This is a genomic window from Chitinophaga cymbidii, from assembly GCF_007992715.1.
Lineage (GTDB): Bacteria > Bacteroidota > Bacteroidia > Chitinophagales > Chitinophagaceae > Chitinophaga > Chitinophaga cymbidii.
Genome location: NZ_BKAU01000009.1, coordinates 1 through 23,987, shown reverse-complemented (window position 1 = coordinate 23,987; position 23,987 = coordinate 1). Strand labels below are relative to the sequence as shown.

At 50.5% G+C, this 23,987-nt stretch carries 20 protein-coding genes and 1 other RNA gene; 8 read left to right on the top strand and 13 right to left on the bottom strand.

What is annotated here, in order from left to right; all coding sequences use genetic code 11:
- Positions 1 to 48: 48 nt before the first annotated feature.
- Positions 49 to 1,203 (bottom strand): FecR family protein, encoded by a 1,155-nt coding sequence (locus CCY01nite_RS25575; RefSeq protein ID WP_146867414.1) that lies wholly within the window; start codon positions 1,201 to 1,203, stop codon positions 49 to 51.
- A 102-nt stretch (positions 1,204 to 1,305) separates the two neighbouring features.
- Complete coding sequence (locus CCY01nite_RS25570; RefSeq protein WP_146867413.1) at positions 1,306 to 1,872, bottom strand: RNA polymerase sigma factor; 567 nt, start codon at positions 1,870 to 1,872, stop codon at positions 1,306 to 1,308.
- Between the two features lie 272 nt (positions 1,873 to 2,144).
- Here CCY01nite_RS25570 and CCY01nite_RS25565 point away from each other — a divergent pair, with 272 nt between their 5' ends.
- On the top strand, positions 2,145 to 2,873 hold the full coding sequence (locus CCY01nite_RS25565; protein ID WP_146867412.1) for a MerR family transcriptional regulator: 729 nt from the start codon (positions 2,145 to 2,147) through the stop codon (positions 2,871 to 2,873).
- A gap of 45 nt (positions 2,874 to 2,918) precedes the next feature.
- Here CCY01nite_RS25565 and CCY01nite_RS25560 read toward each other — a convergent pair whose 3' ends face one another.
- Positions 2,919 to 3,431: a putative polyvalent protein kinase domain-containing protein gene (locus tag CCY01nite_RS25560; protein WP_186831279.1), complete on the bottom strand. Its 513-nt coding sequence runs from the start codon at positions 3,429 to 3,431 to the stop codon at positions 2,919 to 2,921.
- Positions 3,432 to 3,692: 261 nt separating this feature from the next.
- Here CCY01nite_RS25560 and CCY01nite_RS25555 point away from each other — a divergent pair, with 261 nt between their 5' ends.
- Positions 3,693 to 4,034 (top strand): HopJ type III effector protein, encoded by a 342-nt coding sequence (locus CCY01nite_RS25555; RefSeq protein ID WP_146867410.1) that lies wholly within the window; start codon positions 3,693 to 3,695, stop codon positions 4,032 to 4,034.
- 139 nt (positions 4,035 to 4,173) lie between these two features.
- On the opposite strand, the gene CCY01nite_RS25550 is transcribed toward CCY01nite_RS25555, so the two are convergent.
- The 6 genes from CCY01nite_RS25550 to CCY01nite_RS25525 all read right to left on the bottom strand — a co-directional run bounded on the left by CCY01nite_RS25550 (position 4,174) and on the right by CCY01nite_RS25525 (position 14,240).
- Positions 4,174 to 5,490, bottom strand: coding sequence for a DUF4302 domain-containing protein (locus tag CCY01nite_RS25550; protein ID WP_146867409.1), 1,317 nt, complete (start codon positions 5,488 to 5,490; stop codon positions 4,174 to 4,176).
- Between the two features lie 67 nt (positions 5,491 to 5,557).
- Positions 5,558 to 6,934 (bottom strand): substrate import-associated zinc metallohydrolase lipoprotein, encoded by a 1,377-nt coding sequence (locus CCY01nite_RS25545; RefSeq protein WP_146867408.1) that lies wholly within the window; start codon positions 6,932 to 6,934, stop codon positions 5,558 to 5,560.
- A 2-nt stretch (positions 6,935 to 6,936) separates the two neighbouring features.
- The gene (locus tag CCY01nite_RS25540) at positions 6,937 to 8,412 is read right to left on the bottom strand and encodes a RagB/SusD family nutrient uptake outer membrane protein (RefSeq protein WP_146867407.1); all 1,476 of its coding nucleotides are present in this window, start codon (positions 8,410 to 8,412) and stop codon (positions 6,937 to 6,939) included.
- A gap of 141 nt (positions 8,413 to 8,553) precedes the next feature.
- Positions 8,554 to 12,186: a SusC/RagA family TonB-linked outer membrane protein gene (locus CCY01nite_RS25535; RefSeq protein ID WP_246130050.1), complete on the bottom strand. Its 3,633-nt coding sequence runs from the start codon at positions 12,184 to 12,186 to the stop codon at positions 8,554 to 8,556.
- A 232-nt stretch (positions 12,187 to 12,418) separates the two neighbouring features.
- Entirely contained in the window at positions 12,419 to 13,594 is a 1,176-nt protein-coding gene (locus CCY01nite_RS25530; protein WP_146867406.1) for a FecR family protein, read from the bottom strand.
- 82 nt (positions 13,595 to 13,676) lie between these two features.
- Positions 13,677 to 14,240 (bottom strand): RNA polymerase sigma factor, encoded by a 564-nt coding sequence (locus CCY01nite_RS25525; RefSeq protein WP_186831267.1) that lies wholly within the window; start codon positions 14,238 to 14,240, stop codon positions 13,677 to 13,679.
- A 454-nt stretch (positions 14,241 to 14,694) separates the two neighbouring features.
- On the opposite strand from CCY01nite_RS25525, the gene CCY01nite_RS25520 reads away from it, so the two are divergent.
- The 4 genes from CCY01nite_RS25520 (at position 14,695) to CCY01nite_RS25505 (ending at position 18,137) form a co-directional block, all read left to right on the top strand.
- On the top strand, positions 14,695 to 15,699 hold the full coding sequence (locus CCY01nite_RS25520; RefSeq protein WP_146867404.1) for an aldo/keto reductase: 1,005 nt from the start codon (positions 14,695 to 14,697) through the stop codon (positions 15,697 to 15,699).
- Positions 15,700 to 15,707: 8 nt separating this feature from the next.
- A complete protein-coding gene (locus tag CCY01nite_RS25515) occupies positions 15,708 to 16,595 on the top strand; it encodes a helix-turn-helix domain-containing protein (RefSeq protein ID WP_146867403.1) in 888 nt (295 codons plus the stop codon).
- Positions 16,596 to 17,030: 435 nt separating this feature from the next.
- A complete protein-coding gene (locus CCY01nite_RS25510; protein ID WP_146867402.1) occupies positions 17,031 to 17,366 on the top strand; it encodes a hypothetical protein in 336 nt (111 codons plus the stop codon).
- Positions 17,367 to 17,423: 57 nt separating this feature from the next.
- A complete protein-coding gene (locus CCY01nite_RS25505; protein ID WP_146867401.1) occupies positions 17,424 to 18,137 on the top strand; it encodes a DoxX family protein in 714 nt (237 codons plus the stop codon).
- 202 nt (positions 18,138 to 18,339) lie between these two features.
- On the opposite strand, the gene ssrA is transcribed toward CCY01nite_RS25505, so the two are convergent.
- The 4 genes from ssrA to CCY01nite_RS25485 form a co-directional block, all read right to left on the bottom strand.
- Positions 18,340 to 18,711, bottom strand: a transfer-messenger RNA (tmRNA) gene (gene ssrA / locus CCY01nite_RS25500).
- A gap of 25 nt (positions 18,712 to 18,736) precedes the next feature.
- Positions 18,737 to 20,071 (bottom strand): RIP metalloprotease RseP, encoded by a 1,335-nt coding sequence (rseP, locus tag CCY01nite_RS25495; protein ID WP_146867400.1) that lies wholly within the window; start codon positions 20,069 to 20,071, stop codon positions 18,737 to 18,739.
- A gap of 33 nt (positions 20,072 to 20,104) precedes the next feature.
- Positions 20,105 to 21,268: a 1-deoxy-D-xylulose-5-phosphate reductoisomerase gene (locus CCY01nite_RS25490; RefSeq protein ID WP_146867399.1), complete on the bottom strand. Its 1,164-nt coding sequence runs from the start codon at positions 21,266 to 21,268 to the stop codon at positions 20,105 to 20,107.
- A gap of 111 nt (positions 21,269 to 21,379) precedes the next feature.
- Positions 21,380 to 22,879 carry a GH3 auxin-responsive promoter family protein gene (locus CCY01nite_RS25485; RefSeq protein WP_146867398.1) on the bottom strand — a complete coding sequence of 500 codons (1,500 nt, stop codon included), beginning with the start codon at positions 22,877 to 22,879 and terminating at the stop codon, positions 21,380 to 21,382.
- A gap of 321 nt (positions 22,880 to 23,200) precedes the next feature.
- Here CCY01nite_RS25485 and rplU point away from each other — a divergent pair, with 321 nt between their 5' ends.
- Together rplU and rpmA are read left to right on the top strand one after the other, a co-directional pair.
- Entirely contained in the window at positions 23,201 to 23,503 is a 303-nt protein-coding gene (gene rplU, locus CCY01nite_RS25480) for a 50S ribosomal protein L21 (RefSeq protein WP_146867397.1), read from the top strand.
- Positions 23,504 to 23,537: 34 nt separating this feature from the next.
- On the top strand, positions 23,538 to 23,816 hold the full coding sequence (gene rpmA / locus CCY01nite_RS25475) for a 50S ribosomal protein L27 (RefSeq protein ID WP_146867396.1): 279 nt from the start codon (positions 23,538 to 23,540) through the stop codon (positions 23,814 to 23,816).
- Positions 23,817 to 23,987: the final 171 nt, after the last annotated feature.

The following is a 23,987-nucleotide window of genomic DNA, read 5'->3' as shown; positions in this document are numbered from 1 at the left end:
ATAAATATTATTTTTTGGAAATCAGGCCGTCTTTAGAAACCGGTCTACTTATGATGAAACAATAACTGTTTTGCCCTCTATGGTAAAATGAATGCCTCCCGCCAGTTCCAGCATTTTAAGTACCTGCGAGAGATTGGTCTGCCGGGATATCAACCCTGTATACCGTTTACCGGCAAGGTTGTTCCTGTAGATCACTTTTACGTCGTACCACCGTTCCAGCTGATGCATGATGGATGCCAGATCAGTGCTGTTAAACTGGAAGAGGCCGTTCTTCCAGGCGATCACTTCTTCGGTGTCCGCAGTAGACAGCTGCAGGCTTTCTTCCGTGGAAGCTACCTGCTGGCCGGGTACGATCACTCTGGACTGCCGGCCGTTGCTCACTCTCACGGAGCCTTCCAGCAGTGTTGTATTTACGGATGGTTCATTTTCGTAAGCCATGACGTTGAAATGCGTTCCCAGCACTTCCACAACGGTGTTCCTTACATGGACTTTAAACGGCGCGTGCCTGTTCTTTGCTACTTCAAAATAGCATTCGCCGGTGAGCGTCACTTTTCTTTCCCTGCCGGAGAAAGCAGACGGGAAGCGCAGGGAGGAGTTGGCATTCAGCCATACTCTGGTCTGGTCCGGCAACACTACCATGTATTTGCCGGCATTCGGCGTGGTGATCACGTTCCAGGTGGTGTCTGTTGAGGCGTTCTTGTTGGCTACAAATACCAGTTCGCCTTTTTTCTTGATGACCTCCACGGTGGGATCCTTCCATATCTGTCCTTCTTTCACATTTTCCAGGTCGATGACGGAGCCGTCTCCCAGAAGCAGCTTTCCTTTGTCGGAGCCCGGCGCCACATCGTTCGCCAAAATCTGTTCTGTGGAGCCTTGCTGCCAGGGGTTTTGCCCTGTTCTTTGCAGTATGTAATAACCCGCGAATAATAGAATGGCAACCGATGCAGCCGCCTGCAGCCACAGCCGCGCTACGGGACGCCGCTTCTTCTGCCGCACGATGTCCGAAAAGATGCCGCGCGCCTTCTCCTCCGTCAAATCCCGCTGAACGCCTTCCTTTACCTCCTCCCAGGTATGGTCCATCAACGCTTCCAGCTGTTGCTGGTGCTCCGGCAAGGCCATCATGTCCCGCAGCTCATCCAGTTCTTCCGGTGTGCAGTCGTCATCAAGGTATCGTTGATAAAGGAGTTTCAGCCGCTCGCTCATCTTTGTTCTGAATATTTTAAGGGTATATATTTCCCTGTATACTATAAAGATCCCCGGGAAATACGGATGGAGTAGTGAGAAATGAAATTTTTTTTTCGCATGCTACGATAACAGGTACAGCAACAGGATAATGCTGATCTGCTTATCAAGATAATACTGCCGGAGAAAGCGCAGGGCGTGCTGCATGTGTGTTTTTACGGTCAGGGGGGAGATGGATAATTTCTCGGCTACCTGGTTATATTTCAGGCCGTTGAAGCGGCAAAGCTCGTATACCAGCTTTTGCTGGGGCGGCAGCAAGCTGATGCCCTGGGCGAGTATTTGTTCCGCTTCCTTGCCGATAATGGTTTCTTCGGATTCGCTGTAAGCATTGACAGTATCCGCTTGAACGGCAAGGGCCATTTTCGCGTCCAGCGCGCTTTTCCGGAGCGCTTTAAGCGTGGCGTTCCGGGCTACCACCCGCAGGTAAGCTTCCAGGTTCTCTATTTCCGTTGTATTTTGTTGCTGCCAGAGCTTGAGAAATGTATCGTGTAAAATTTCTTCCGCTTTCTGTTCTGATTTGATGATTTTCAAAACGTAGGTATAGATGGTTGTCCGGTATCTGTCAAAAATGATACGGAAGGCCCGCTCATTCCCTGATGCGATCTGGCGCAAGAGTAAACGCTCATCCATAGAAAAATGCAAGATTTTGAAACCAGTTTGATTGCCAAGCAGAAGGGCAAAATTAAAAACCTTCGCAAATCTGGCTTTAAATGCCGTATTATAAAAATGTGAACTTTTGGCTGATGTTCCGTTATTCCATCACGTGAAAAACTGCTATTCCTCTCTGAATGGGCGCTAACTTACACTTTTTAGCGGATCAATAAAAAAAAATTTGCCTGGGGTCTTGACTCTCCCCTTAGGTCATACCCTACCTTTGTACCCGAAAGGTATAAATCCAAACGATGGACAACTATTCTGTAAAAAAGCTCGCTCAACTGGCAGGTGTCAGCGTGCGCACCTTACACCTGTACGACAAGATCGGTTTGCTGAAGCCGTCCGTCCGTACCGAGGCCAGGTACCGGCTGTATGGCAAAAAGGAGCTGTTGCGTTTGCAGCAGATCCTCTTTTACCGGGAACTTGATTTCCCGCTGAAAGACATCCTGGATATCCTGGATGATCCCGCATTCGATCTGGAGCAGGCGCTGGAAGGGCACAAAAAAGCGCTATTGGCCCGGAAGGAAAGGATAAACACATTGGTTGGTACCATAGAAAAAACATTGGTAACACTTAAAAACAAAACTATGTTACAGGCAGAAGATTTATACCAGGGCATCCCGAAGGAAAAGATGGCGGCCTACAGAAAGGAAGCCGCGGCCAAATGGGGCGAAGGCAGCGTGCTGGCGATGGAAGATACTTTTCGCAGCCTTGAAATAGAAGCGATACAAACGGAGCTGAAAGACATTACCGCGCGCCTGACGGCGCTGATGTCCGGCGATCCCGCGGGCAGCGAAGTACAGCAATGCATCGCCCGCCGCTACCAGATCATCCTGCAGCTGACGGGTGGCAAAGTGGAACCGCATAAGCTGGAGTATTTGCGGAAGATGGGGGAACTGCATGAGGTGGATGTGCTGCCGGACAGGGAGCTGGCGCTTTTCATCCGGGAGGCGACGGATCATTATTTGAAGAAATAGGGGTTACGGGCTGGCGGAATGGTCAGCCCGTTTTTGACTGCCTTATTATTGCGCTTCCAGTAAGTAGAAAACAGTATCAATGAAGAACAGGACATCATCTTTGGCAATCACGTTTTCATCATGCATATCTTCCAGTAACAATCCAAACTCTTCATTAAAGTAGTCCTGACGCCTGGTATTCTGAAAACCGTTAAATGTCAGAAGTTCCCTGATATTGGCAAGATCAGCCTGCCCGCCTTCGATGAAAGGTTGCCTGAGAACAGCACAAAGTGCCTCATCCTTACCGGCGGTAAAGCCCAGCAATTCATAGGCAGTACTAGGAAACAACAAATTGTGAATCACCAGGCTATTAAAATATTCGGCCCAGGTGGCATAGTATACAGCATCATTGACTTTGATAACATGCCTGTAATCCGGTGCGAGATAAATTTCGGATTCCCCACCCCTGGTCAGGTATTGCCCACCTTCTGGTAAAGCAGACATCCAGAGCGGAGTATTTTCAGTGTGAAGTTTTAAGAAGCGAGCCTGCTCTTCTTGAGAACTGAGCGACTTTCGAATTCTCTTTTAACAGTCGGATTTGAGCCAAAGCTTTCGATAAGGAAATTTCGGGTTGCTGTGCAATGATCTTCTTCCCCTTTAAGGACAGCTCCTCTAACGATATTTTGAAGTTTTTCCCGGATTTCATATGAGATCATTTATGCAATAATCACCCAAATCCATGAAATATCAAAAACATATTGACTATCAACAAATTGTACTATTACTTTTTTCGAACTTCATCTTTAAATTTCTATCTTTACCCGCTAAATAAAATGTGGAATGAAAGCGCAAATCATCACCCTGATCCAAAAACTGAAAGACAATTCCCTCCCGTTCAAAGAGGTGACGGAATTTATCGATACTCATTATCAACATCAGCCAACAGCCTTCAAAAACGGGGAAGCCTATAATGAAGCTATCCAAAACCAGGGTAGCGCCCGGGTCTTTGCCTTCGCCCAGCTGCATGATCTCGGCAAGGAAGACACCCTGCACCTGTTTGCGGAACACTATCAATCAGTATTGAATAATCCGGAGGGAACCGATCATCAGAACATCCGGCAATTCATGGCACATGGATGGCCGGGGGTGGTTTTTGAAGGGCAGGCGCTGCTGCCGAAGTAGTTCCCCGATATCCGTTCTTTCCGGGGATGAGCCTGTTGATGGAAATCCGGTAATGTGCCGGCATGTGGCCTGAAAATGCTGATAAACAGCAGGTATGCGGAAAATAAAAGGAAGGCGCAAACGGCCTTCCTTCTGTTTTTTATTTCCTCAACGTTCCATAGAAGAACGAGGTATTATCCTCAGTCCGGTAAAGCCCCCCGAGGTTGGTAACATTCGGATCGGCGCTTTGCACGTAATCCACACGGAAAGGGCCGCCGTTCTCAATGTATTCTTCTATATCGATGAACTGGGCCCTGCGGGCGGTCCAGTTACCATCGTAAGAAGGCTCGGTGAGGGTGATCACCCCATCTTCATAAGTGTATTTGAAGGTTGCATTGGCGGTGTACGTAGTTGTGCCGTTATTATTACGGGCGATTACCGTGGCGGTGGTGGAATTGGACAGGATGAAGCGCAGGTCCACCAGTGTGCGGGTAGGGTTCATCGCTGCGAATTTGCTTACACTGGCCTGGTATGCCGCGTTGAAACCGGAAGTGACGCCGGAGGGCAGGCTGCCGCCGATGTACAGCTCCCGGTAAGTGCCGTTGTAGGCGAACAAGGTAGGCATCGGCAGAATGGGCAGATCGTTCTGCTTTATTTCATACCGGCTGCCATCGCTGCCATACAATACGAATATATCATCCTCCAGCTTGCCTTTCACAAATGTGATCCCGTTCAGCGTGAAGCCCGGCGCGAAATTGATGCCCACATCTTCATAATTGTATTTGCCGGCAATTTGCTTCACCAGACCTTCATTATCCACATACTGAAGGCTGGCTTTCTTGCCGGATTTGTCCAGAACGAACTCCACCTTGTTGGTAATGCCGTCCATCGTGATATAATTGTTGGCATTGACGGTGAAGAAATCGTTCACGGCATCGATATTGGCTTTATAAGCCGTGCCCAGGAAGCGGCTTTTTTCTTCCGCTGTAGCTTTCACCAGGATCATCTCGTTCTTGTACTTGAAGCCCCGCAGCACCATCGTGTCGCCGCTGGTGCGCTGGTATTCAAACTCCACATCGCTCTGCAAGCCGGAGCCGGAAGCTCCTCCGAAAGAGGAAGGCGAAGGGTCCTGCAACAGCGTGATGTAGTTGTAGGTGTCGAATATCAGGGTAGCGTTCATCACCCATTTGATACGAAAAGAAGAGGTACTGGCGTTGGTGGCGCTTTCTTCGTTCATATCGCCGACCATCAACACCGTTTGCCCGGCATCGAAATCCAGGTACAGGCCATACCCTCCGCGGGCAGTGGTGGTGAGCGATGCCTTCCAGCCATGCTCGGCGCTGAGCAGGCCGGATTCCAGCTCGCTGATCCTGGCGGACATTCTTTCTTCCGGCGATTCTTCAAAAACCCTGGCGGAATCCTTTTTACAGGCGCAAAGGAGGGAAACCGCGGAAAGTATATAGAGCAGTTGTTTCATCTGTTAATATTTATTTTTTACGGGCAGATGGAACCTCGCATCATGCTCGGTTTCATTAGATGTTCATTTAAAATTTACCATAGAAGTAATTAGCGGGATCATCCTTCACATAAAAACCGCCGAACTTGAGATAGTTCCGGGGCCCGGCTGATTCCGGTATCCAGTCGCCACGGAAAACGTGGCCGTCCAGGTAATCGTTAAGCGGCTTGAAGCCTGCTGCCACCTGGGAGTTACGGCCATTGTTGTATTCCGCCCGGTTGGTTCCGTCGTCGAACCGCTCGAAGGTGATGTCGCCATTGGCATCTACTGTAATGTTGAAATCGTACCAGGCAGAGAAGCTGGAACCGGCGGCGTTGGTGTAGCTGTGCCGGATCTGCATCACGGAAGACGACAGGAATACAATGTTGAAGTTGACCGGCGTGCGGCCGTTGACGCCCAGCCCGCTTTTCACCGCGTCCCATACTTCCGCGAACTGTTCAGACTGTCCAAACTCGGTATAATGGATACCTGCGTTAAAGTCCACTACGAGCGGGTTGGCGATCAGGTTGTTCTGAAGCGCGTAGAGAAAGGATTTGGAATTATCGTTATATTCTTCGCGCAGCACCTTCGCCACTTCATATTGCAGGTCGCGGAAGTTGATGTTGAAATACTGCTTGAAGTAGTCCACTACCAGCGCTTCTTTCCGCTTCAGCTTTTCATAGGCATCATCCCCTCCTGCTTTCGCGTAGGCATCGAACCAGAGCTGCCCTTCCACGAGCAGGTGCGCGGTCATCTCCGCAAAGTCTTCCGTGTATTGACTTCTCGCGTACCGGGATACAAAGCCGAGCGCCTGTGCATCCCCCGCGGTATTATCCGAAGAGGTCCAGTCTTCAAAATAATCAGCGTTGGTCACCTTGCGGAATTCCGGCGGAATGGCCACGATCTGGTTCACGATGTGCGTGAACTCATGATGGATGGTACGCATCTTCCGGCTTACCTGCGCGGCATTGTTGAAATCCAGGTCGTTCAGCTCATACAGCACCACCCGGCGTCCTCCGTCCGCGGTGCCCAGCGTGATGGTGCCGTTGGAGTTGTAGGAAGGAGAACCATATAGTACAAATTGCTTTGGCGTATAAGTTTTGATGAACGTAGGGCCCGCCACTTTCTCGTACGTTTTGAGAAAGATATTGATGATGGCTTCCGCAGTGGGTTTCACCTGTTCCAGTTTGATCGGGGAAACGTCGCGGCTCACATCCGTCAGGTTCCTTTCAAACCGGTATACCAGCTGGATGTTGTAAGGATCGGTCAGCTGTCCGGTGATCCAGTTATCCAGTTCGGTTTGTTGCGGGTTGTCTACGTTGTACCTGGACATATCTACGTCCAGTGTTTCAGTTTTCCGGCAAGACCCGCCGCCGGCAAGCAGCAGCCCGGTAAAACCGATATAAAATATATGTTTGAGCGTCATGATTATCTGGGATTTAAGGGTACTCCTGAAAGTTTTACTTCTTGCGGCAGCTGGAACATTCTCCGGTTATCACCATATTCCAGCGTCTGGAATGTTTCCGTGCCGGTTTCGTCGATATGGTTATGCCTTACTGTTAATTTGTGGCGGAGAATATCCATCCAGCGGATGCCTTCGAGGATAAAAGCCCTTTTCTTGGTATCCAGCAGCGCGTCCAGCATGGCTTCCTCTTCATTTGATTTACCGGTGAAAGCCTGCGCTTTGGCAACGGTGAGCCCGTTAGCCGCCAGGGAAAAACCGGCGATGCGCGCGCGGGCGAACTCGTTGAGATCGTTGAGCGCATTCGGATAATCGTTCTTGCGGATATAGGCTTCCGCGCGGTTCATCAGCGCTTCGTCCGCCGTGAACAGCGGCATCATGATGTAAGGCAGGCCAATGCCCTGCGCTACATTCGTGTAGTGGAAATACTCGGTGAACTTTCCCGGGGTATAGTTGGGCGCGCCGTAGCTGCGGAGGTTCGTTCTGAATGACTTCCCGAAAACGGTAACGCCGCCGTAGTGCGTTTTCACCTGCTCACCAAAACCATAACGGCTGGCGCCTGCGCCGGAGCTGCGCTGGTACACGGAGTAGGTGTTGGCGAGCAGCAGGTTGAAAGACCTTTCCGCCTTTGTATATTCCTGCACCAGCTCATCGGAGTTGAGGTTGCTCATATTACCGACATACTGCCGGATGTTGTCGTAGTAATTATTCTCCGGGTAGATGGCCGATGCATGTTCGATCACCTTGTCCCATTCTCCTTTAAAGAGATAAAAACGCGCGGCAAATGCATTGGCGGCCTGCGGGTTGAAGTGATACTTCGGCACCTGCCAGGTACCGCCGGGCAGTAATGCCAGTCCTTCCGTCAGGTCTTTTTCAATGTTCTCATACACGCTTGCCACGGTACCGCGGTCGTAGTGCTTTGACACTACAGTTTCCGGCTCCGTCACATACGGAATGCCCATTCCCGCATTGGCGCCGCCGATCTCATAAGCCTCCGCAAAGAGCGTTACCAGCATGTGATGGCAATAAGCGCGGGCGATCAGGGCTTCGCCTTTGTATGGGTCCGCCTTTTCTCCCAGGTCATGTTCCGCTATGGCTACCAGCGCGTGGTTGGCGGCGGCAATGGCCGAATAGCAGGCATTCCAGTATTCCGCCGGCGTGCTGTTGCCCGCGCCTTCCGGATCACGCCAGAAGTAGAGATCTACATAGGGCTGCGACTGATGGGAAGATAACGGGCGGGTGCGGTCTTCGGAATTGTCGGAAGCCGTTTCCGTAAACAGGTAATGCCTGTCCGGATAGGCGGACACGAGCAGTCCCGCCACTTTTTCCACAGTGTTGATCTCGGCCCTGTTGTCCGGCGTCACTTCCAGGTATTTGCTGCAGGAAGGCGACAGGAGTGTTCCCAGTAGCAGCAGGCCGTATATGAATTTATATCTTTTCATCTGTCTAATATTTATTTTTTACGGGCCAGATGACATCGCAGATGCATCGAGGCCAATAAGATTTTAACGTGCCCGAGATAAACCTTGCATTAATTGTATTATGCTCGGTTTCATTGCTTGTTGTCGGTTTAGTGGTTTCTGTTAAAGCCCCAGTTTGATAGCCAGCGTATACTGTTTGGGAATAGGCATCGCCACCCCGCCGTTGTTGAAGAACTCGGGGTCCGCGCCGTACAGCTTCTTGTCCGAATACAGCAGCGCAATGTTATTCCCTACGAGTGACAGCTGCGCCGTGCGGATGCCCAGGCGGGACATCAGCCGGTCCGGCAGCGTGTAATCTATCGAGATCCTTTTCAGACGGATAAAATCGCCCTTCGCTACCGCCTCTGTAGAATAGTTATAGGCGTTGTACGCATAAATGCCGTCTACCACAGAACCGGTAGGCCCGTTCACCACGCCATTGATGATGTGGTACACGCCAAGCAGTGAAGGAATATTGGTGCGGGTTTCGTCGCCGGCCTGCAGCCAGCGGTCGTTCATCCGGTCGGACAAAGTGTACATATCGGAATACACGGCGGAGAAGGATGGCTGCAAACGTATCCAGTTGCCGGCCGCAAAGGTCAGCAGGGTGGATAAAGAGAAACGTTTGTAGGAGAAATTATTGTAGAAACCACCGGTAAGCGTCGGATCGGTCGGGCCATGATAGAACAGGTAGTTTTTATCTTCATCCTGCAGGCGGATGTAGGTGGTTGCAGCGGTGCCGTCCGGCGTGCTGTAAGTGGGATAGCCATATTCGGGATCAAGCCCCGCAAAGGGGATGGAATATAATCCGCGCTGAGCGTATCCTACACGCATCCCGCCTTCGGCCTTGGCATTCGCCCAGATATTCGGATTGATCTCCAGATTGGTGATCTTGTTTTTGTTCATGGCGATGTTGAACTGCGTTCTCCAGCGGAAGTTGCGCGAAGCTACGGGGCTGCCCGCGATGGTGAATTCAACGCCGTGCGCTTCTATGTCCGCATAGTTGGCTGTTTTCACAAACTGGCCGCCAATACCGGAAGTGTTGAGGCTGCCGATAAGGTCGAAAGAATTACGCCGGTACCAGTCGATCGTAAGATCGATCTTGTTAAAAAGAGCAAGGTTGGCGCCGATATTCAGCTCGTACATCTTTTCCCAGGTCAGCTCTGAATTTTCAAGGCCGCTGAGGAAGATGCCTGATTCCTTTTCGTTCTCATAAGGGCGGTAGGTCACCCGGTTGTAAAATACGGCGGAAGAGTTGCGGGCGTCACCGATGCTGGCCGTCATCCCGTAAGTGCCGCGCAGCGTGGCGCCGGAAAGTATCTTCTTGATACCGTCGCTGTAGAAAGGCTCGCTATCGATATGCCAGGCGCCGGAAATATTCCAGGTAGGCAGCCAGCGGGCAACTTTTGATTTACCCATTTTGTTGGAACCATCATACCGGGCGGTGGCGTTCACGCTGTATTTTTCACCGAATGCATAGGCCGCGCGGCCCATGAAAGCAGCGAAACGTTCGGCGCCGTACGACATCCCGAAATAGGGGTCGCCCCCTTCGATCATTTTCTTGAAATAACGGTAGTTGGGATTCACCAGCCCGCCGTTCTCGTACTGGTAGCCGATGCCCTCGTAGTTGGAGTTCCGGCGGTCCGTGCCGCGCAGTTCCATCGAACCGAAGAAATTGAACCGGTGTACCGTGTTGAAGGTATTGTCGTATTCCAGGTTCTGGCGGAAGTAATAGTTCTTCAGCGCGTTGATGTTGGTATTGTAGAACCCGCCTTCAGGCAGTACAACCACCGGCAGGGAATTGATATCATCCGGATCGGTGTAGAGGTTGATATTGCCTGCGGCGATGGTGGCGTCATAGTCCGCGCGGAAAGCCTCCGCCATGTTGGAGCCTTCTTTCACATGATGCTCGCGGGTGGTGTTGGCGTAACGGAAAGCGCCGTCTACGGAGTATTCCAGCTGCGGAATGATCTTGTATTTGATGCCGCCCTGCACCTGCAGGTCGATGCCTTTCAGGGTCAGGAAGTTGGTGTTCAGTTCATTGATAATGTTGAAAGGCGCGTAATTCCTTACAAAATATTCCGGCTGGCCTTCCGCGTCGTAGGCCGTCATGAGGCGGCTGGTATTGAGCGCGTAGGAATAGGGGTTGATGTCGAAATCGCGGGAGTAGACGCCGTACACCGGGTCGGAGTTGCGGGTGAGGGTGCCGGGGGTGCGCTGGTCGCGGATAGAGCCGTTCACCATTACTTCCGCCCTGAGCTTGTCGTTCAGCCGGAAGTTGTTGCGGAACTTGGCGGTATAGCGGGTTACGTCATCGCCCAGGGTCATCCCGTTATCTTTCATCATGGAAGTGGAGAAGTAGGTCTGGGAGTTGGCGGAGCCGGAGTTCACGCTCACCGAATGTTCCTGCAGCAGGGAGTTGCGGAAAAGGATGTCGAACCAGTCCGTATTCGCTTTCGCGTAACGTTCCAGGAAATTCAGGCGGTCCGCCATCGTGTTCTTCAGGCCGTAGGTATCGGTAGCCGGATCGTACTCGTACATCTGGTTGTACATCTTGTAGAAGATGCCGCCGTCCTTGCCGCGGGAGATAGAGCTGTGGTTATAATATCCTTTATTTTCCAGTTCCAGTAATACGGACAACTGGTCAGCCGAATTCATGATATCGAACTGATCGTAGGAAGGTTTGAGGTAAGTGGTAAAGGTGCCGGAATAGTTCACCTGGGCTTTGCCATCGGTGTTGCGGCCTTTTTTGGTGTTCACTACGATCACGCCGTTCATCGCGCGGGCGCCGTACATGGCGGTAGCCGCGGCATCTTTCAGGATGGTGAAGGATTCGATATCGTCCGGGTTGAGGCCGGCCACGGAAGAGCCGATGAGCGTGTTGGCGTCGCCGGTGGAGAGCGCTTCGTTGGAGATGTTCACCACATCTTCCAGGATAATGCCGTCCACTACCCAAAGCGGCTTGTTCTCACCGGAGAGCGAAGTTGCGCCCCGTACGCGGATCTTCGGCGCGGCGCCGAAAGTACCGGATACGTTCTGTACGGACACGCCCGCCACCTGGCCTTCCAGCATGCGGGAGATATCCGGCACGCCATTGCGCTCCGCATCTTTCGCGCTCACTTTCGAGCTGGCGCCGGTGAAGAGTTTCCGGTCTACATTCTGGTAGCCCGTCACCACCACTTCCGCTACGTTGCGTTCGGATTCTTCCAGGGTGATGGTAAGCTCTTTTGTGGTGGTGGAAAGTTTCACTTCCTTGTCCGCAAAGCCGATATAGCGGAACACCAGCGTTGCGTTCTCGCTGACATTTTTCAACGTGAAGCGGCCGTTGCCGTCGCTGATCGTTCCCGAGCCGGTGCCTTTGATAAGAATGGAAACGCCTACCAGCGGCGTGCCGTCCTTGCTTCGCACGATACCGCTTACGCTGATATCGGCTTTAACGGCCGCAGCACGGGCGGGTGACAGCGGAGCGGGTTTGATGACCACATTGCTGTCCACGATCAGGTAGGTCAGCGGCTGACCCGCGAGGGTGCGTTGCAGCGCTTCTTCCAGGGGAATATCTTTCAGGGAAAGGGTTACTTTGCCAGCCTTGTCCAACATCTGCGAGTTGAATACGAAATGGCAGCCCGTTTGCCGTCTCATTTCAAAAAACACCTTTTCAAGCGGTGCTCTTCTGACGTTGATCGTAACAAGCTGCGCAAATCCCGAAGCACTACTCTCCAGGGTGGCCACGACCGTCAACAAAAAAATGAGTCTCATAATCAAAAAACTTTTGGCGGGAAACCGGCCGCGCATAGGTGGGACGCTCCCATAAGCAGTAATTTTCATACTTTAGCGTTGTTGGATTTAATGTTTGCCGAATGTGTAATGCGAATGTTGATCCGATATTTTCCACCGGTGATGCGCCAACATCACCGGTTTTTTATTCAGGGACCAGGCTCCCTATGTGCCGGGAGAAGGCTCATTGTCAGTGTTGTAGCATGTATTAGATTTATGGTTGAACGATGATCGTATTTCCTTCCATTGTAAAATGCACAGCTGCGGTCATTTCCAGCAGGGTTAACAGTTTGGACAGCTTGTCCCTCCGCGAAACGGTACAGGTAAAATCCATATCGGCCACATTCCCCCGGTACTCCACGTCCACATCATACCAGCGGGAGACCTGCCGCATGATCTGCCGGATGTTCACACTTTCGAAGTGTATGCTCCCGTTTTTCCAGGCAATTTCCTCCGCTACATCGGCCTTTTGCACATACAACGCGCCGGTCTTGTTCTCCACCACCGCATGCTGGCCGGGAACCAGCAGCCGGGACGGGTGTCCCTGAGCGGTTACGCGCACCGAGCCGGACACCAGCGTGGTAACAATACCCGCTTCATCCTCATAACCCATGATGTTAAACTGCGTGCCCAGTACGGCGATGTTAACGTCCCTGATCTTTACTTCAAAAGGACGCGCCTTGTCTTCCGCCACCTGCAGATATGCTTCCCCCGTCAATTCCACTTCCCTTTTTTCCCCGTTGAATGCGGTCGGGAACCGCAGGGAAGAAGCGGCGTTCAGCCATACCTTCGTGCCGTCCGGCAGTACGATGGAGAATTCCCCGCCACGTGGCGTGGCAATACGGTTATAGGTGACCGCCAGCGGGCCTTCCGCCGGTTGCGGCTCATAGGCCAGTTCGCCGTTGGCCAGCGTTACCCGGGCGCCGCCCTGGTTGGTCAGGAAGCCGTTGCCCGCACTGTCCAGCTCCACGGCCGAGTTATCTTCCAGGTAGAGCACAGCGGTGTTGCGGCCGGGGTCTTTCTCCGGCGTCACCTGTTGCTGCTGCGCCGTTTGCGCGGACTGCCTGCCGGGGTTCAGCAGGAAATAAGCGCCGGCGGCGAGGCACAGGAACACCGCAGCCGCAGCGGCCCACCACCAGCGGGCCACAGGTTTGAGTTTCGGGCGCAGGGGCTTGTCCGCCGCCATAATGCGGGCAAATGTTTCCAGGTTTTTTCCTGCTGTGATGGTGTATGATGTATCACTTTCCTCGCCCATCAGCGCGGCGATGCGTTCCGCCAGCGCGTCTCTGCCCGGTTGCGCAAGCAGCTGTTCAAGTTCTTTTTTTTCTTCTTCTGTCAATGCGCCGGCGGCGTACTGTTTCAATATCTGGTTGATACGATGCTGATCCATGGGGAATGATGGCCGCTTTCGGGAGGCCCTGTATAAAGAAGACGGAGCCGGCGGCAAAACGTCACGGCCTAACTGTATTTTTTTATAAAAAAGGGGAAATCAGCCACAGGAAGGTCAACGGTCCTAATCCGGAAGCGATCAGCTGATCCCGGACCTGGCGGAGCGCGGCCGAAAGCTGGTTCTTGACGGTGCCGACGGGGATATCAAGCATTTCAGCGATCTGGGCCGGCTTCATGCCCAGTTCGCGGTTGAGGTGAAAGACTTTTCTTTTCTGCTCCGAAAGCCCATCTACCGCATCATGGATATTCTGGCGGATTTCCAGGAGGCGGGTACGCTCTTCGGAAGCCACCTCACCCGCACCGTACCAGTCGTGGCTGACGGACTCCCGGCGTTCCCGGCTCCGCAGGTCGCGGTCGATATGATCCAGGTAGATCCTGGAAGCGATGCGGTTGATCCAGGCCCGGATGTTTACAATTTCAGGGAGCTGGTCGCGGTGAAGCCATATTTTGATGAAGGTTTCCTGTATAATATCCTCCACATCCGTTTCAGAACGGCTGTATTTCAGCAGGAAAGGGCGAAGGAGGTTGGCATGGTGGTTATAAAACTCAAAAAAGGTCTTTTCGTCACCATCCGCTATCAATTGCACCTTGATTGCTTCTTCATATGGCGGGTTAGCGGGCAAAGAGATTTTGGTCGTTTGAGGCAAATATAGAAGAAAAAAGAGGAATACGAAATGCCTGTTTCCTGCCTGATCGTATACTCATCCTTCGCTTTTTCAGTCAATTTTCACTGGCGGAGCGAAGGAATAGCCGTCTGTGTCGTCCTGCTATAACTGCACATTGTTAAGAAATAATCCTAAAAATTAATCCTGATCTGGCTGCGCAGCAGGTTATTTTTAGTCCGGGATTTATCGCATGTTTTTTTCAAAGCCAGGTTTTAGGCTATGCCCGCAAAGTATTGCGGCACATTTGCTTTAGAAAGGTAAGCCAGGCCCTTCCATAAGGCGAAACGATAGATATTTAAAAAATCATTCCTGATTCGCTTACAAGTTTCAGAGGTTTGCATACATGCGCACGATCGGGTTTACCGACCTTTAGATCATGGAAATAAAACAAATAGCATTAGGCAACCAGGGTTTGGTTGTGCCCATGATCGGCCTGGGTTGTATGGGAATGACGGGTTTTGAAGAAGCACATATGTACGGCCCGGCGGATGAGCGGGAAGCCATCGCCACGATTCACCGTTCGCTCGAGTTGGGCGGTAATTTTTTGGACACTGCCGATCTGTACGGGCCGCTGAAAAATGAGCAGCTCATTGCGAAAGCGATCAGCGGTAAACGCGATCGGTATATTCTGGCCACCAAGTTTGGCTGGGAAATCGATGACAACAATAAAGTGACCTGGGCCATCAATGGTAAAAAGGACTATGTAAAGAAATCTTTAGAGCGTTCGTTAAAGAACCTCCATACCGATTACATCGATCTGTACTACCTGCACCGCCTGGATAAAAACACGCCGGTTGAGGAAACAGTTGAAGCCATGGGCAAGCTGGTGAAAGAAGGTAAAGTAGGTTATATCGGTCTGTCGGAAGTATCGTCTGAAACGGTTAAGCGGGCGCATGCCGTGCACCCGGTCACCGCAGTACAAAGCGAGTACTCTTTATTTGAGCGAACGGTGGAAGAACGCGGGGTGTTAGCAACATTAAATGAACTGAATATCGGGTTTGTAGCTTACTCACCATTGGGCCGTGGGTTTTTATCGGGACAGATCAAAAGCATCGATGACCTGCCGGAGAACGATTTCCGCAGAGCGATCCCGCGTTTCCAGGGCGAAATGTTTAACAAGAATATTGAATTGGTTAAGGCGATTGAAGCGATGGCTGAAGCAAAGAACGTCACTTCTTCACAGCTGGCTTTGGCCTGGATTATGAGTAAGGGGATTGTACCGATCCCGGGAACGAAACGCAGAAAGTACGTGGAGCAAAATCTTGCGGCGACTACCATTGAGTTGACAAAGGCGGATCTTTCACAACTGGAAAGCATCGTGCCTTTGGGTACGGACACGGGCGCGCCTTATGATGAGTTCAGTATGGGCTTAATTGATTAATTTTGTTTATGAACGCCATCAATTCCATATCAGAATTTCACCGGTTGCTGTCATTGCCCGAACCTCGCCACCCGCTGGTGAGTGTGATCAATCTGGCGGAAAGTGTTTTTTTGGAAGACCAGATATGGAAAGGTTTCGTTAACCGCTTTTATTGTGTGGCGCTCAAACGTGAAGCTAAAGGCAAGATCAGGTACGGACAGCAGCATTATGATTACGATAAAGGAGTACTAAGTTTTACCGCGCCTAACCAGGTACAACAACTGGACCTGCAAAATATGGAATGCGGGTCCGGCTATCTTCTGATCTTTCACCCGGACTTCCTGTTAAAGCATACGTTGGCGAACAGCATTCATCGCTACGGTTTTTTCGATTACGCGGTTAACGAAGCGCTGCACCTGTCGGCCGAGGAAGAAGATGACCTGATCACGATCCTCCATAAAATTGATAAGGAGTGCCAGCATATCGATAAGCATACCCAGGAGATCATTCTGACGCAGATCGAGAGCCTGCTAAAATACTCCAACCGTTTTTATGAGCGGCAGTTTTTGACCCGCAAGAATAATAATTCGGCGCTGCTGACCAGGTTGGAACAGTTAATCGATGACTACTTTAACAGCGACGTACAGGGTTTGCTCACGGTACAATATATTGCTGCGCAAATGAACCTGTCGCCGAACTACCTGAGCGACCTGCTTCGGGTTCATACCGGGCAGAACACACAGCAGCATATTCATGAAAAACTGATCGCGAAAGCCAAAGAAAAACTTTCCACGACCAGTCTTTCAGTCAGCGAGATCGCCTATGCCCTGGGCTTTGAGCATGCGCAATCTTTTAGCTCGCTTTTCAAAAAGAAGACGAATTTATCGCCGCTGGAATTTCGTCAGGCTTTTAGCTGATTACCAGGGCAAACTGTGCCCGGAAATGTTCTTCGCTGAAATACTTACCGGCAGGCCCGTCCTGGCCGATCAGCGCGTATTGGCGATAGTAGCAGTTCTTTATTCTTTCATTTGCAATAATCCCTGTTCTATGGATATAAATATCTTGCAGCCGGGTTCTTGTCTTGCCTTTTTGCCACTGGTGATAAATTCCAAACCCAATGTATTCACAAGGCTCTTATAAAGTGGTGGATGTCCGCTTAGCCTGAATGTTTTCCAAGTAAATTCCATGACAAAAGCAACCCGTTTTGCTATTGCTAGTGAAACGGCTTTGTCGGGAACGGTCCCCCCTTGCGTGGACTGGCCAGGATTTTACTTTAAATGTTTTGAAATTCAAAATATTTGATTTTACTTTGTGTTTCAAAGTACTTTTAATCTATCATATAACTTATCAGTATGAAGATTTCAAGAAAAAAATTTGTCATTACTTTCCTAATTTCAGCATTTGCCTTTCAATTTATCTCCAATTCAGTATTAGGAACTGAAATTGGGCTCTTTCCGCATAACGGTGAGTGGTATCCGGGGGTTGGCTCGCCAATAGCCTGGAAAAACATAGTGGGCGCTATTATATACCCCGTCAAATACATTTTGGTGGAACCATTGTCATTTCTAGCGCAAGACCCCGATGGGGCACCTCCCGTACCGTTGGTTGCGTTTGCTATTTACTGGACTGCCATTGCTTTAGTTCTTCATTTTTTGCTCGGTCTCCTATCCAACCGTAAAAAAGCATGAGTTTTATCAGTTAAAAGTTAATTCAAATGCCTGGTGTAAGCATTATTAATAAACGATATGACTAGGATTGAAGAAATATATCATGAAGCAAAGTCTGATAAATGGTTTCAGGGGTTCGCCTTTTTTTGTCGTATAGTATTGGCTGCAAGTTTTATTCCGACTGGTTTAGTCAAAATCATGGGTGAGCGTTTCGCTGAAGGATTGCCGTCTAATAATCCCTTGGGGCATTACTTCGACGCATTAAGTTTAACCGGGTATTACTATACATTTATCGGAATTGCTCAAGTCATAGTTGCAATATTAATTCTGATTCCAAGAACTTCTTTTCTTGGTGTGCTTATGTATTTTCCCATGATAGTGAATATATGTGTGCTGACATATGCTACTCGCTTTGCAGGCACCCGGGCAAATACTATGCTGTTGTTAGCATGTTTGTTTTTATTAATTTGGAATTATGACCGTTTAAAATTTCTTTTGCCTTTCAAGCAGCCTAAAATCGAACCTCCTGCGTTACCAAAGCCCTTGGGAGTCCGTCTTCGGGTCATGTTCTTTGGAGCTTGTTTCGCACTTTTGGCTTTTGTAATAATTGGTACTTCCTATTTATGGGAGATTGGACCTGGCAACTCTGAAGCTGAGTGCAGAAATCAATGTGATAAAGTCCCCGGGGCCTGCGAGTTTTGCGATTGTATTTATAAAGAAGGCAAATCGCTGGATAGCTGTCTGGCAGCTTTTAACAGGACAAAAGATATTCGCAAAACCAATGCGGAATAACTGTAGCCTTGCTCAGCAGAAAGCTTCGCGTACAATCAACTAGTTAAAAAGGAAAAGCTGGGCTTATCAGAAATACACATAATCAATCAGGAAGACTGCCATGCCATGATTACAAACCCGTTATCCATAAAACACTAACAGCTACCAGAAACCTGGTAGCTGTTAATATTTCTCCCATCTGGGAAAAATATAGGATTTTCCTATGTGGAGCTGAGGGGAGTCGAACCCCTGTCCAAACACATCCTCCAAAAGCTTTCTACATGTTTATTTCTGCATTGATTTGTCGGAACTCGGCAGGGGCAGAACAAACCAACCTCGTTCGTATCCGTTTAGATTTTCATTACACACTCACAGAAACCATGTGTACCTATCCCGCTATGGTTTTGATTCAGCGGCGAGAGTCGTAGCGGGTCACAACTCAGGCGGCTATAATGGGTACCTAATTTAATTAGGCAGCCATGGCGTAGTTAGATTCGCCAATTAAAGTTCGGGTATTCAGATTTACGTGCTAATTATCCAACGCACGACATGCTTACACTTTCAAAGACCTATGCTGTCAAAACCGGTCAGCCCCGGTATTTTTGCTCCGCAAAGATACGCTAAAATTTCGAGGTAATCCAACGCCATACATCCAGACCGTTCGCGAACAGCAGTAAGGCGAACAGGATCACCATGCCCACGATCTGCGCATACTCCATGAACTTCTCACTGGGTTTGCGCCCGGTGACCATTTCATAACTGAGGAATATAACGTGACCGCCGTCAAGCGCGGGTATTGGCAGGATGTTCATAAACGCCAGGATGATGCTCAGCAGGGCCGTCAGCGTCCAGAAGCTCTGCCAGTCCCACACGGAGGGGAACAGGTTGCCGATGGTCATGAAGCCGCCGAGGGACTCGCTGGCTTTTACTTCTTCGGATACGAAAATCAGGCGCAGCTGCTGCACATATTTTACGAGGGTGGATATCGCCCTGTTGAAACCGGCGGGGATGGCCTGTCCGAATGTATATTCCCGCTTCGCGATTTCCAGCTGTTTATACATGAGCGCCGCCACGCCAAACCCTTTGGAGGGGACGGTGCCACTCACCACTACGGTGTCCGCGCCACGCAGCAGTTGTGCGGTGAAAGCTTTGCCGGTGTCCTGCTTGACAGCTTTGGAAAATTCGTGCATGTAGGAAATCGGGGCGCCATTAAAGCTTACCACCCGGTCGCCCTGGCGGAAGCCCATTTTATAGCCATCGCGTTCCTGCAGTACGGTGTCCAGCACGGGATTCATGCGTGGGTCCACGAAATGGCCTTTTCTTTTGATCACTTTATTTACGAATCCGGCGGGGATGGTAATATCCATCGGCTGCCCGTCGCGCTCTATCTGTATCGTCTTGGCCTCGCTGAGGATGATCTCTCCGGGGAACGCATCAAAGTTTTCCACGGGCTTGCCTGCTACGGCCAGCAGCTTGTCACCGTCCCGCAGGCCGATGCTCTGCGCCAGCGAATCTGTTGCGATACCGTATTTCACGCTTTGGGTGGGCAGGTATTCTTCGCCGTAATGCCAGAGGATCATGGTATAGATGAGAAAACCGAGGATCAGGTTCACCGTTACCCCGCCGATCATGATGATCAGCCGCTGCCAGGCCGGTTTGGCGCGGAACTCCCAGGGCTGGGGCGGTTTGTTCATCTGCTCGCGGTCCATGCTTTCGTCGATCATGCCGGATATTTTCACATATCCGCCGAGCGGCAGCCAGCCTACGCCGTATTCTGTATCGCCTTTTTTGAATTTGAAGAGGGAAAACCAGGGATCGAAGAACAGGTAGAACTTCTCTACTTTCGTCTTAAACAATTTGGCCGGGATAAAATGCCCCAATTCGTGCAGGACCACCAAAATCGACAATGACAAAATCAATTGCCCTGCTTTTACTAATATTTCCTGTGTTGTCATGTATTTCTATTGGATATATATTGTTATTACTGGTCAGGTTAAGCTATGGATCAGCTCTGCGGCGTGTTCGCGGGCAGTGGCATCTGCCTCGTAATACTGCTGCAGGGTGGGCTTTTCCACAAACGGGATCTTCGCGAGCGTTTCCTCTATCACTTCCGTCATTTGCAGGAAGCCGATACGGTTTTTCAGGAAAGCGTTCACTACCTCTTCGTTGGCTGCGTTCATGATGCAGGCTGCATTTCCGCCCTTTTTCAACACCTCTGTAGCGATGGCAAGGTTACGGAATGTTTTGGTATCCGGCTGCTCAAAAGTAAGCGAGGGGTAATTCTTGAAAGAAAAGCGGGGAAAATCGTTGGACAAACGGTCGGGGTAACCCAGGGCATACTGGATGGGCAGTTTCATGTCTGGCAGGCCCATCTGGGCTTTCAGCGAGCCATCGGTAAATTCTACCATGGAATGGATGATGGATTGCGGGTGGATGATCACCTCGATCTGGTCCGCATCCAGGCCGAACAGCCATTTTGCTTCGATCATTTCCAGCCCTTTGTTCATGAGGGTGGCCGAATCGATGCTGATCTTGGCGCCCATGCTCCAGTTGGGGTGTTGCAGGGCGTGGTCTTTTTTTACGTTGATGAGATAATTGGTCTTCTTTCCGAGGAAAGGCCCGCCGGAGGCGGTCAGTATCACTTTTTCCAGGCTGGCGCCGGGCTCGCCCCGGAGGCACTGGAAGATGGCGGAATGTTCGGAGTCCACCGGGATGATGGGCACGTTCTTCCTGCGGGCGGTGGCCATCACAATGTCACCGGCTACTACCAGCGTTTCCTTGTTGGCCAGCGCCACGGGCGTGCCCTGTTCGAGCGCGGAGAGCGTGGGCGCGAGGCCGGCGAATCCCACAATGGAGGCCAGCACCAGGTCTATGGAATCCCAGGCGGCCACTTCCACCATGGCGGCAGCGCCGGCAAACACCTTGATACCTTTATCGAACAATACTGCTTTTACAGCTTCATATTTCCCTTCATCACCGATCACTACTGCATTGGGTTTAAAGATCAGCGCCTGCTCTATGAGCAGGTCCGCGTTCTGCTGCGCGGTCAGCACTTCCACTTCAAACCGCTCCGGATGTGCGGCGATCACGTCCAGTGCCTGCCGGCCAACGGAGCCGGTAGAACCAAATATGCCAATTCGTTTTTTACTCATGATCAAACAGAATATCTCCTGCGATTAAATTTAAACAGATTTTTCAATTATGCGTGCGAAAACCGGCTTCTCCCGTTTGCGGGAAAGCCTTTTGCGAAGGAGCAGTCCCGGTCAGCGCCCGTCCAGGTACTTTTCCATTTCATCGGCAATACGGCGGTCGTTGCTGAGGCGGGGCACTTTGTTCTGGCCTCCCAGTTTGCCGATGGACTTCATGTAGTCGATGAAACCGCCTTTGCGTACGGGGCGGATCTTGAGTGTCTGCAAAATATTACCGGTTAACAGATCGTCGTAATAAATATTCTTGTTCCGCAGCTGGCGGTCCACTTCGCCGGCAAAGGCTGCCATGTTCTCCGGCACCTGCTCGAACTCCACGAACCATTCATGGTAGGGCAGCTCACCGCTGACCTGGATGCGCGGGGCCACGGTGAACTCGGTGATGCGCACCCCGCTGTCCGCTGCAACGGACATCAGGCTGTGCTCCACTTCCTCCCCTATCACGTGCTCGCCGAAGGCGGAAATGAAATGCTTGGTGCGGCCTGTTACTACAATGCGGTAAGGGGAAGTGGACAAAAACTTCACCGTATCCCCGATGTTATAGGCCCACAAGCCTGCGTTGGTGCTGACGATCAGGGCGTAGTTCACGCCCACCTGCACATCTTTGAGGGAGATGCGGGTAGGATTTTCGTCGAATATTTCTGCGGCCGGTATGAATTCATAGAAGATGCCGGCGTTGGTGTTGAGCAAAAGCCCTTCTGTTTCCTGCGAGTCCTGGAAGGCGAAGAAGCCTTCTGACGCGGGATAGGTTTCGATGGTATGCACTTTCCGGCCGATGGAGTCCATCAGCTTCGCCCGGTAGGGCTCAAAGTTCACGCCGCCGTGTACGAGCAGGTTGAAATTGGGGAACAGCTCGCCTACGGGCTTGCCGCCTTTTTCAATGAGCTGGTCGAAGTACATCTGCATCCATGGCGGGATGCCGCTGATCAGGCGCATGTCCTGCCGGAGGGTTTCCTCCACGATCTTGCCCAGCTTGGTTTCCCAGTCTTCGATACAATTGGTTTCGTAAGTGGGCAGCTGGTTGGTGCGCAGGTAGCGGGGGATCTGGTGGTTGGCGATGCCGCTGAGGCGCCCGGTGGGGATGCCGCCTACCCTTTCCAGCTCGGGGGAGCCGGAGAGAAAGATCAGCTTGCCGTCAAACGCTGTGCTGTCGCCGATTTCCACAACATTGCAGAAGACCGCGTTGCGGGAGGTATTAAAATGATGATCGATAGAATCTTTGGAGATCGGGATGTACTTGACCCCGCTGGTAGTGCCGGAGGTCTTGGCGAAGTAGATAGGCTGGCCTTTCCATAATATATTATGCTTGCCTTCCTTTATCCTGTCAATATACGGCCTGAACTGCTCGTAGTCCCTGATGGGCACTGCCTGTTTATAGTTTTCGTAGGACGTGATCTGATCGAACTTGTGATCCCTCCCGAATTCCGTCTTCCTGCCTGTTTTTATCAACTCTTGCCAGATCGATTCCTGATCTTCCACCGCCCTTTGCATTTCCTTCTTCACCTTGTTGGCAATGATTGAAGCAAATGGTTTGGCCAGCAGTGATTTAAACTTCATGCCCCGTTATTTTAATGGATAAACATAAAAAACAAAAGTATACAATTGTATCCAAGATAACAGCATTTAAGCGGACCGTTATAAGCAGCGGCTATGGCGGATGTTGGCCAATGGCGGTTTCCGGCGGCAGGCGGGGTAAGGATGCTAAACAATTGTTAAAAAAAACTAAAATTGTAAAAACTCCGTATCTTTGATATGTAAAAAGCTATTTTTCAATACAAACGCCCCCTCCCGGGAGCCGGAAACCTGCAAAAAGTATTAAATTCTTTGTTGATTAAAAAACAAAGTAATACCTTTGCAGGAAATTATTTTTGGAATATTATGTTCGCAGTTGTAAAAATCGCAGGTCAGCAATTCAAAGTACAGAAAGATCAGGAGATCTTCGTGCAACAATTGTCTGGGAATGTTGGAGATAAAGTGGAATTTTCTGAAGTTCTGCTGACCGACACCGACGGCAAGATCGCCGTTGGCACTGATGTAAAATCAGTAATCAAGGCAGAGATCCTGGGTCATGTTCAGGGTGACAAGGTGATCGCTTTCAAAATGAAGAGAAGAAAAGGCTTCAGAAAGAAAGTAGGTCATCGTACACACTTTACCAAGATCAAGATCAACGAAATTGCTTAAATTCATCATCTAATAGTAATAAAGTAATAATACAATGGCACATAAAAAAGGTGAAGGTAGTGTAAAGAATGGTAGAGACTCCGCCAGCAAAAGGCTCGGGGTTAAAATCTTCGGTGGCCAGGTAGCTGTAGCTGGTAATATCATTATCCGCCAGCGTGGCACAGTTTATCACGCAGGTTCTAACGTAGGTATCGGTAAAGATTTTACCATCTACGCGCTGACTGATGGTGTTGTGGAGTTCAGAAAAGGCCGCGAGAACAAAACTTTCGTTTCCGTAAAATCATTTGACACCACTGCACAGGCGGAAGCTTAATGCAGTGTTTGCCATAAAGTTTTTTTTAATACCCAATTTTAATTACTAACCCAAAATTCAAAAAACAATGGCAACAATTAAGAAAGCTGCTGCTAAAAAAGCCGCACCTAAAAAGAAAGCCGCTGCTAAAAAAGCTGCTCCTAAAAAGAAAGCTGCTGCTAAAAAACCAGC

Bases quoted from the DNA above. Each gene is read 5' to 3' on its own strand.
- CCY01nite_RS25575 (WP_146867414.1), bottom strand. From the start codon at position 1,203: ATGAGCGAGCGGCTGAAACTCCTTTATCAACGATACCTTGATGACGAC.
- CCY01nite_RS25570 (WP_146867413.1), bottom strand. From the start codon at position 1,872: ATGGATGAGCGTTTACTCTTGCGCCAGATCGCATCAGGGAATGAGCGG.
- CCY01nite_RS25565 (WP_146867412.1), top strand. From the start codon at position 2,145: ATGGACAACTATTCTGTAAAAAAGCTCGCTCAACTGGCAGGTGTCAGC.
- CCY01nite_RS25555 (WP_146867410.1), top strand. From the start codon at position 3,693: ATGAAAGCGCAAATCATCACCCTGATCCAAAAACTGAAAGACAATTCC.
- CCY01nite_RS25550 (WP_146867409.1), bottom strand. From the start codon at position 5,490: ATGAAACAACTGCTCTATATACTTTCCGCGGTTTCCCTCCTTTGCGCC.
- CCY01nite_RS25545 (WP_146867408.1), bottom strand. From the start codon at position 6,934: ATGACGCTCAAACATATATTTTATATCGGTTTTACCGGGCTGCTGCTT.
- CCY01nite_RS25540 (WP_146867407.1), bottom strand. From the start codon at position 8,412: ATGAAAAGATATAAATTCATATACGGCCTGCTGCTACTGGGAACACTC.
- CCY01nite_RS25535 (WP_246130050.1), bottom strand. From the start codon at position 12,186: ATGAGACTCATTTTTTTGTTGACGGTCGTGGCCACCCTGGAGAGTAGT.
- CCY01nite_RS25530 (WP_146867406.1), bottom strand. From the start codon at position 13,594: ATGGATCAGCATCGTATCAACCAGATATTGAAACAGTACGCCGCCGGC.
- CCY01nite_RS25520 (WP_146867404.1), top strand. From the start codon at position 14,695: ATGGAAATAAAACAAATAGCATTAGGCAACCAGGGTTTGGTTGTGCCC.
- CCY01nite_RS25515 (WP_146867403.1), top strand. From the start codon at position 15,708: ATGAACGCCATCAATTCCATATCAGAATTTCACCGGTTGCTGTCATTG.
- CCY01nite_RS25510 (WP_146867402.1), top strand. From the start codon at position 17,031: ATGAAGATTTCAAGAAAAAAATTTGTCATTACTTTCCTAATTTCAGCA.
- CCY01nite_RS25505 (WP_146867401.1), top strand. From the start codon at position 17,424: ATGACTAGGATTGAAGAAATATATCATGAAGCAAAGTCTGATAAATGG.
- rseP (WP_146867400.1), bottom strand. From the start codon at position 20,071: ATGACAACACAGGAAATATTAGTAAAAGCAGGGCAATTGATTTTGTCA.
- CCY01nite_RS25490 (WP_146867399.1), bottom strand. From the start codon at position 21,268: ATGAGTAAAAAACGAATTGGCATATTTGGTTCTACCGGCTCCGTTGGC.
- CCY01nite_RS25485 (WP_146867398.1), bottom strand. From the start codon at position 22,879: ATGAAGTTTAAATCACTGCTGGCCAAACCATTTGCTTCAATCATTGCC.
- rplU (WP_146867397.1), top strand. From the start codon at position 23,201: ATGTTCGCAGTTGTAAAAATCGCAGGTCAGCAATTCAAAGTACAGAAA.
- rpmA (WP_146867396.1), top strand. From the start codon at position 23,538: ATGGCACATAAAAAAGGTGAAGGTAGTGTAAAGAATGGTAGAGACTCC.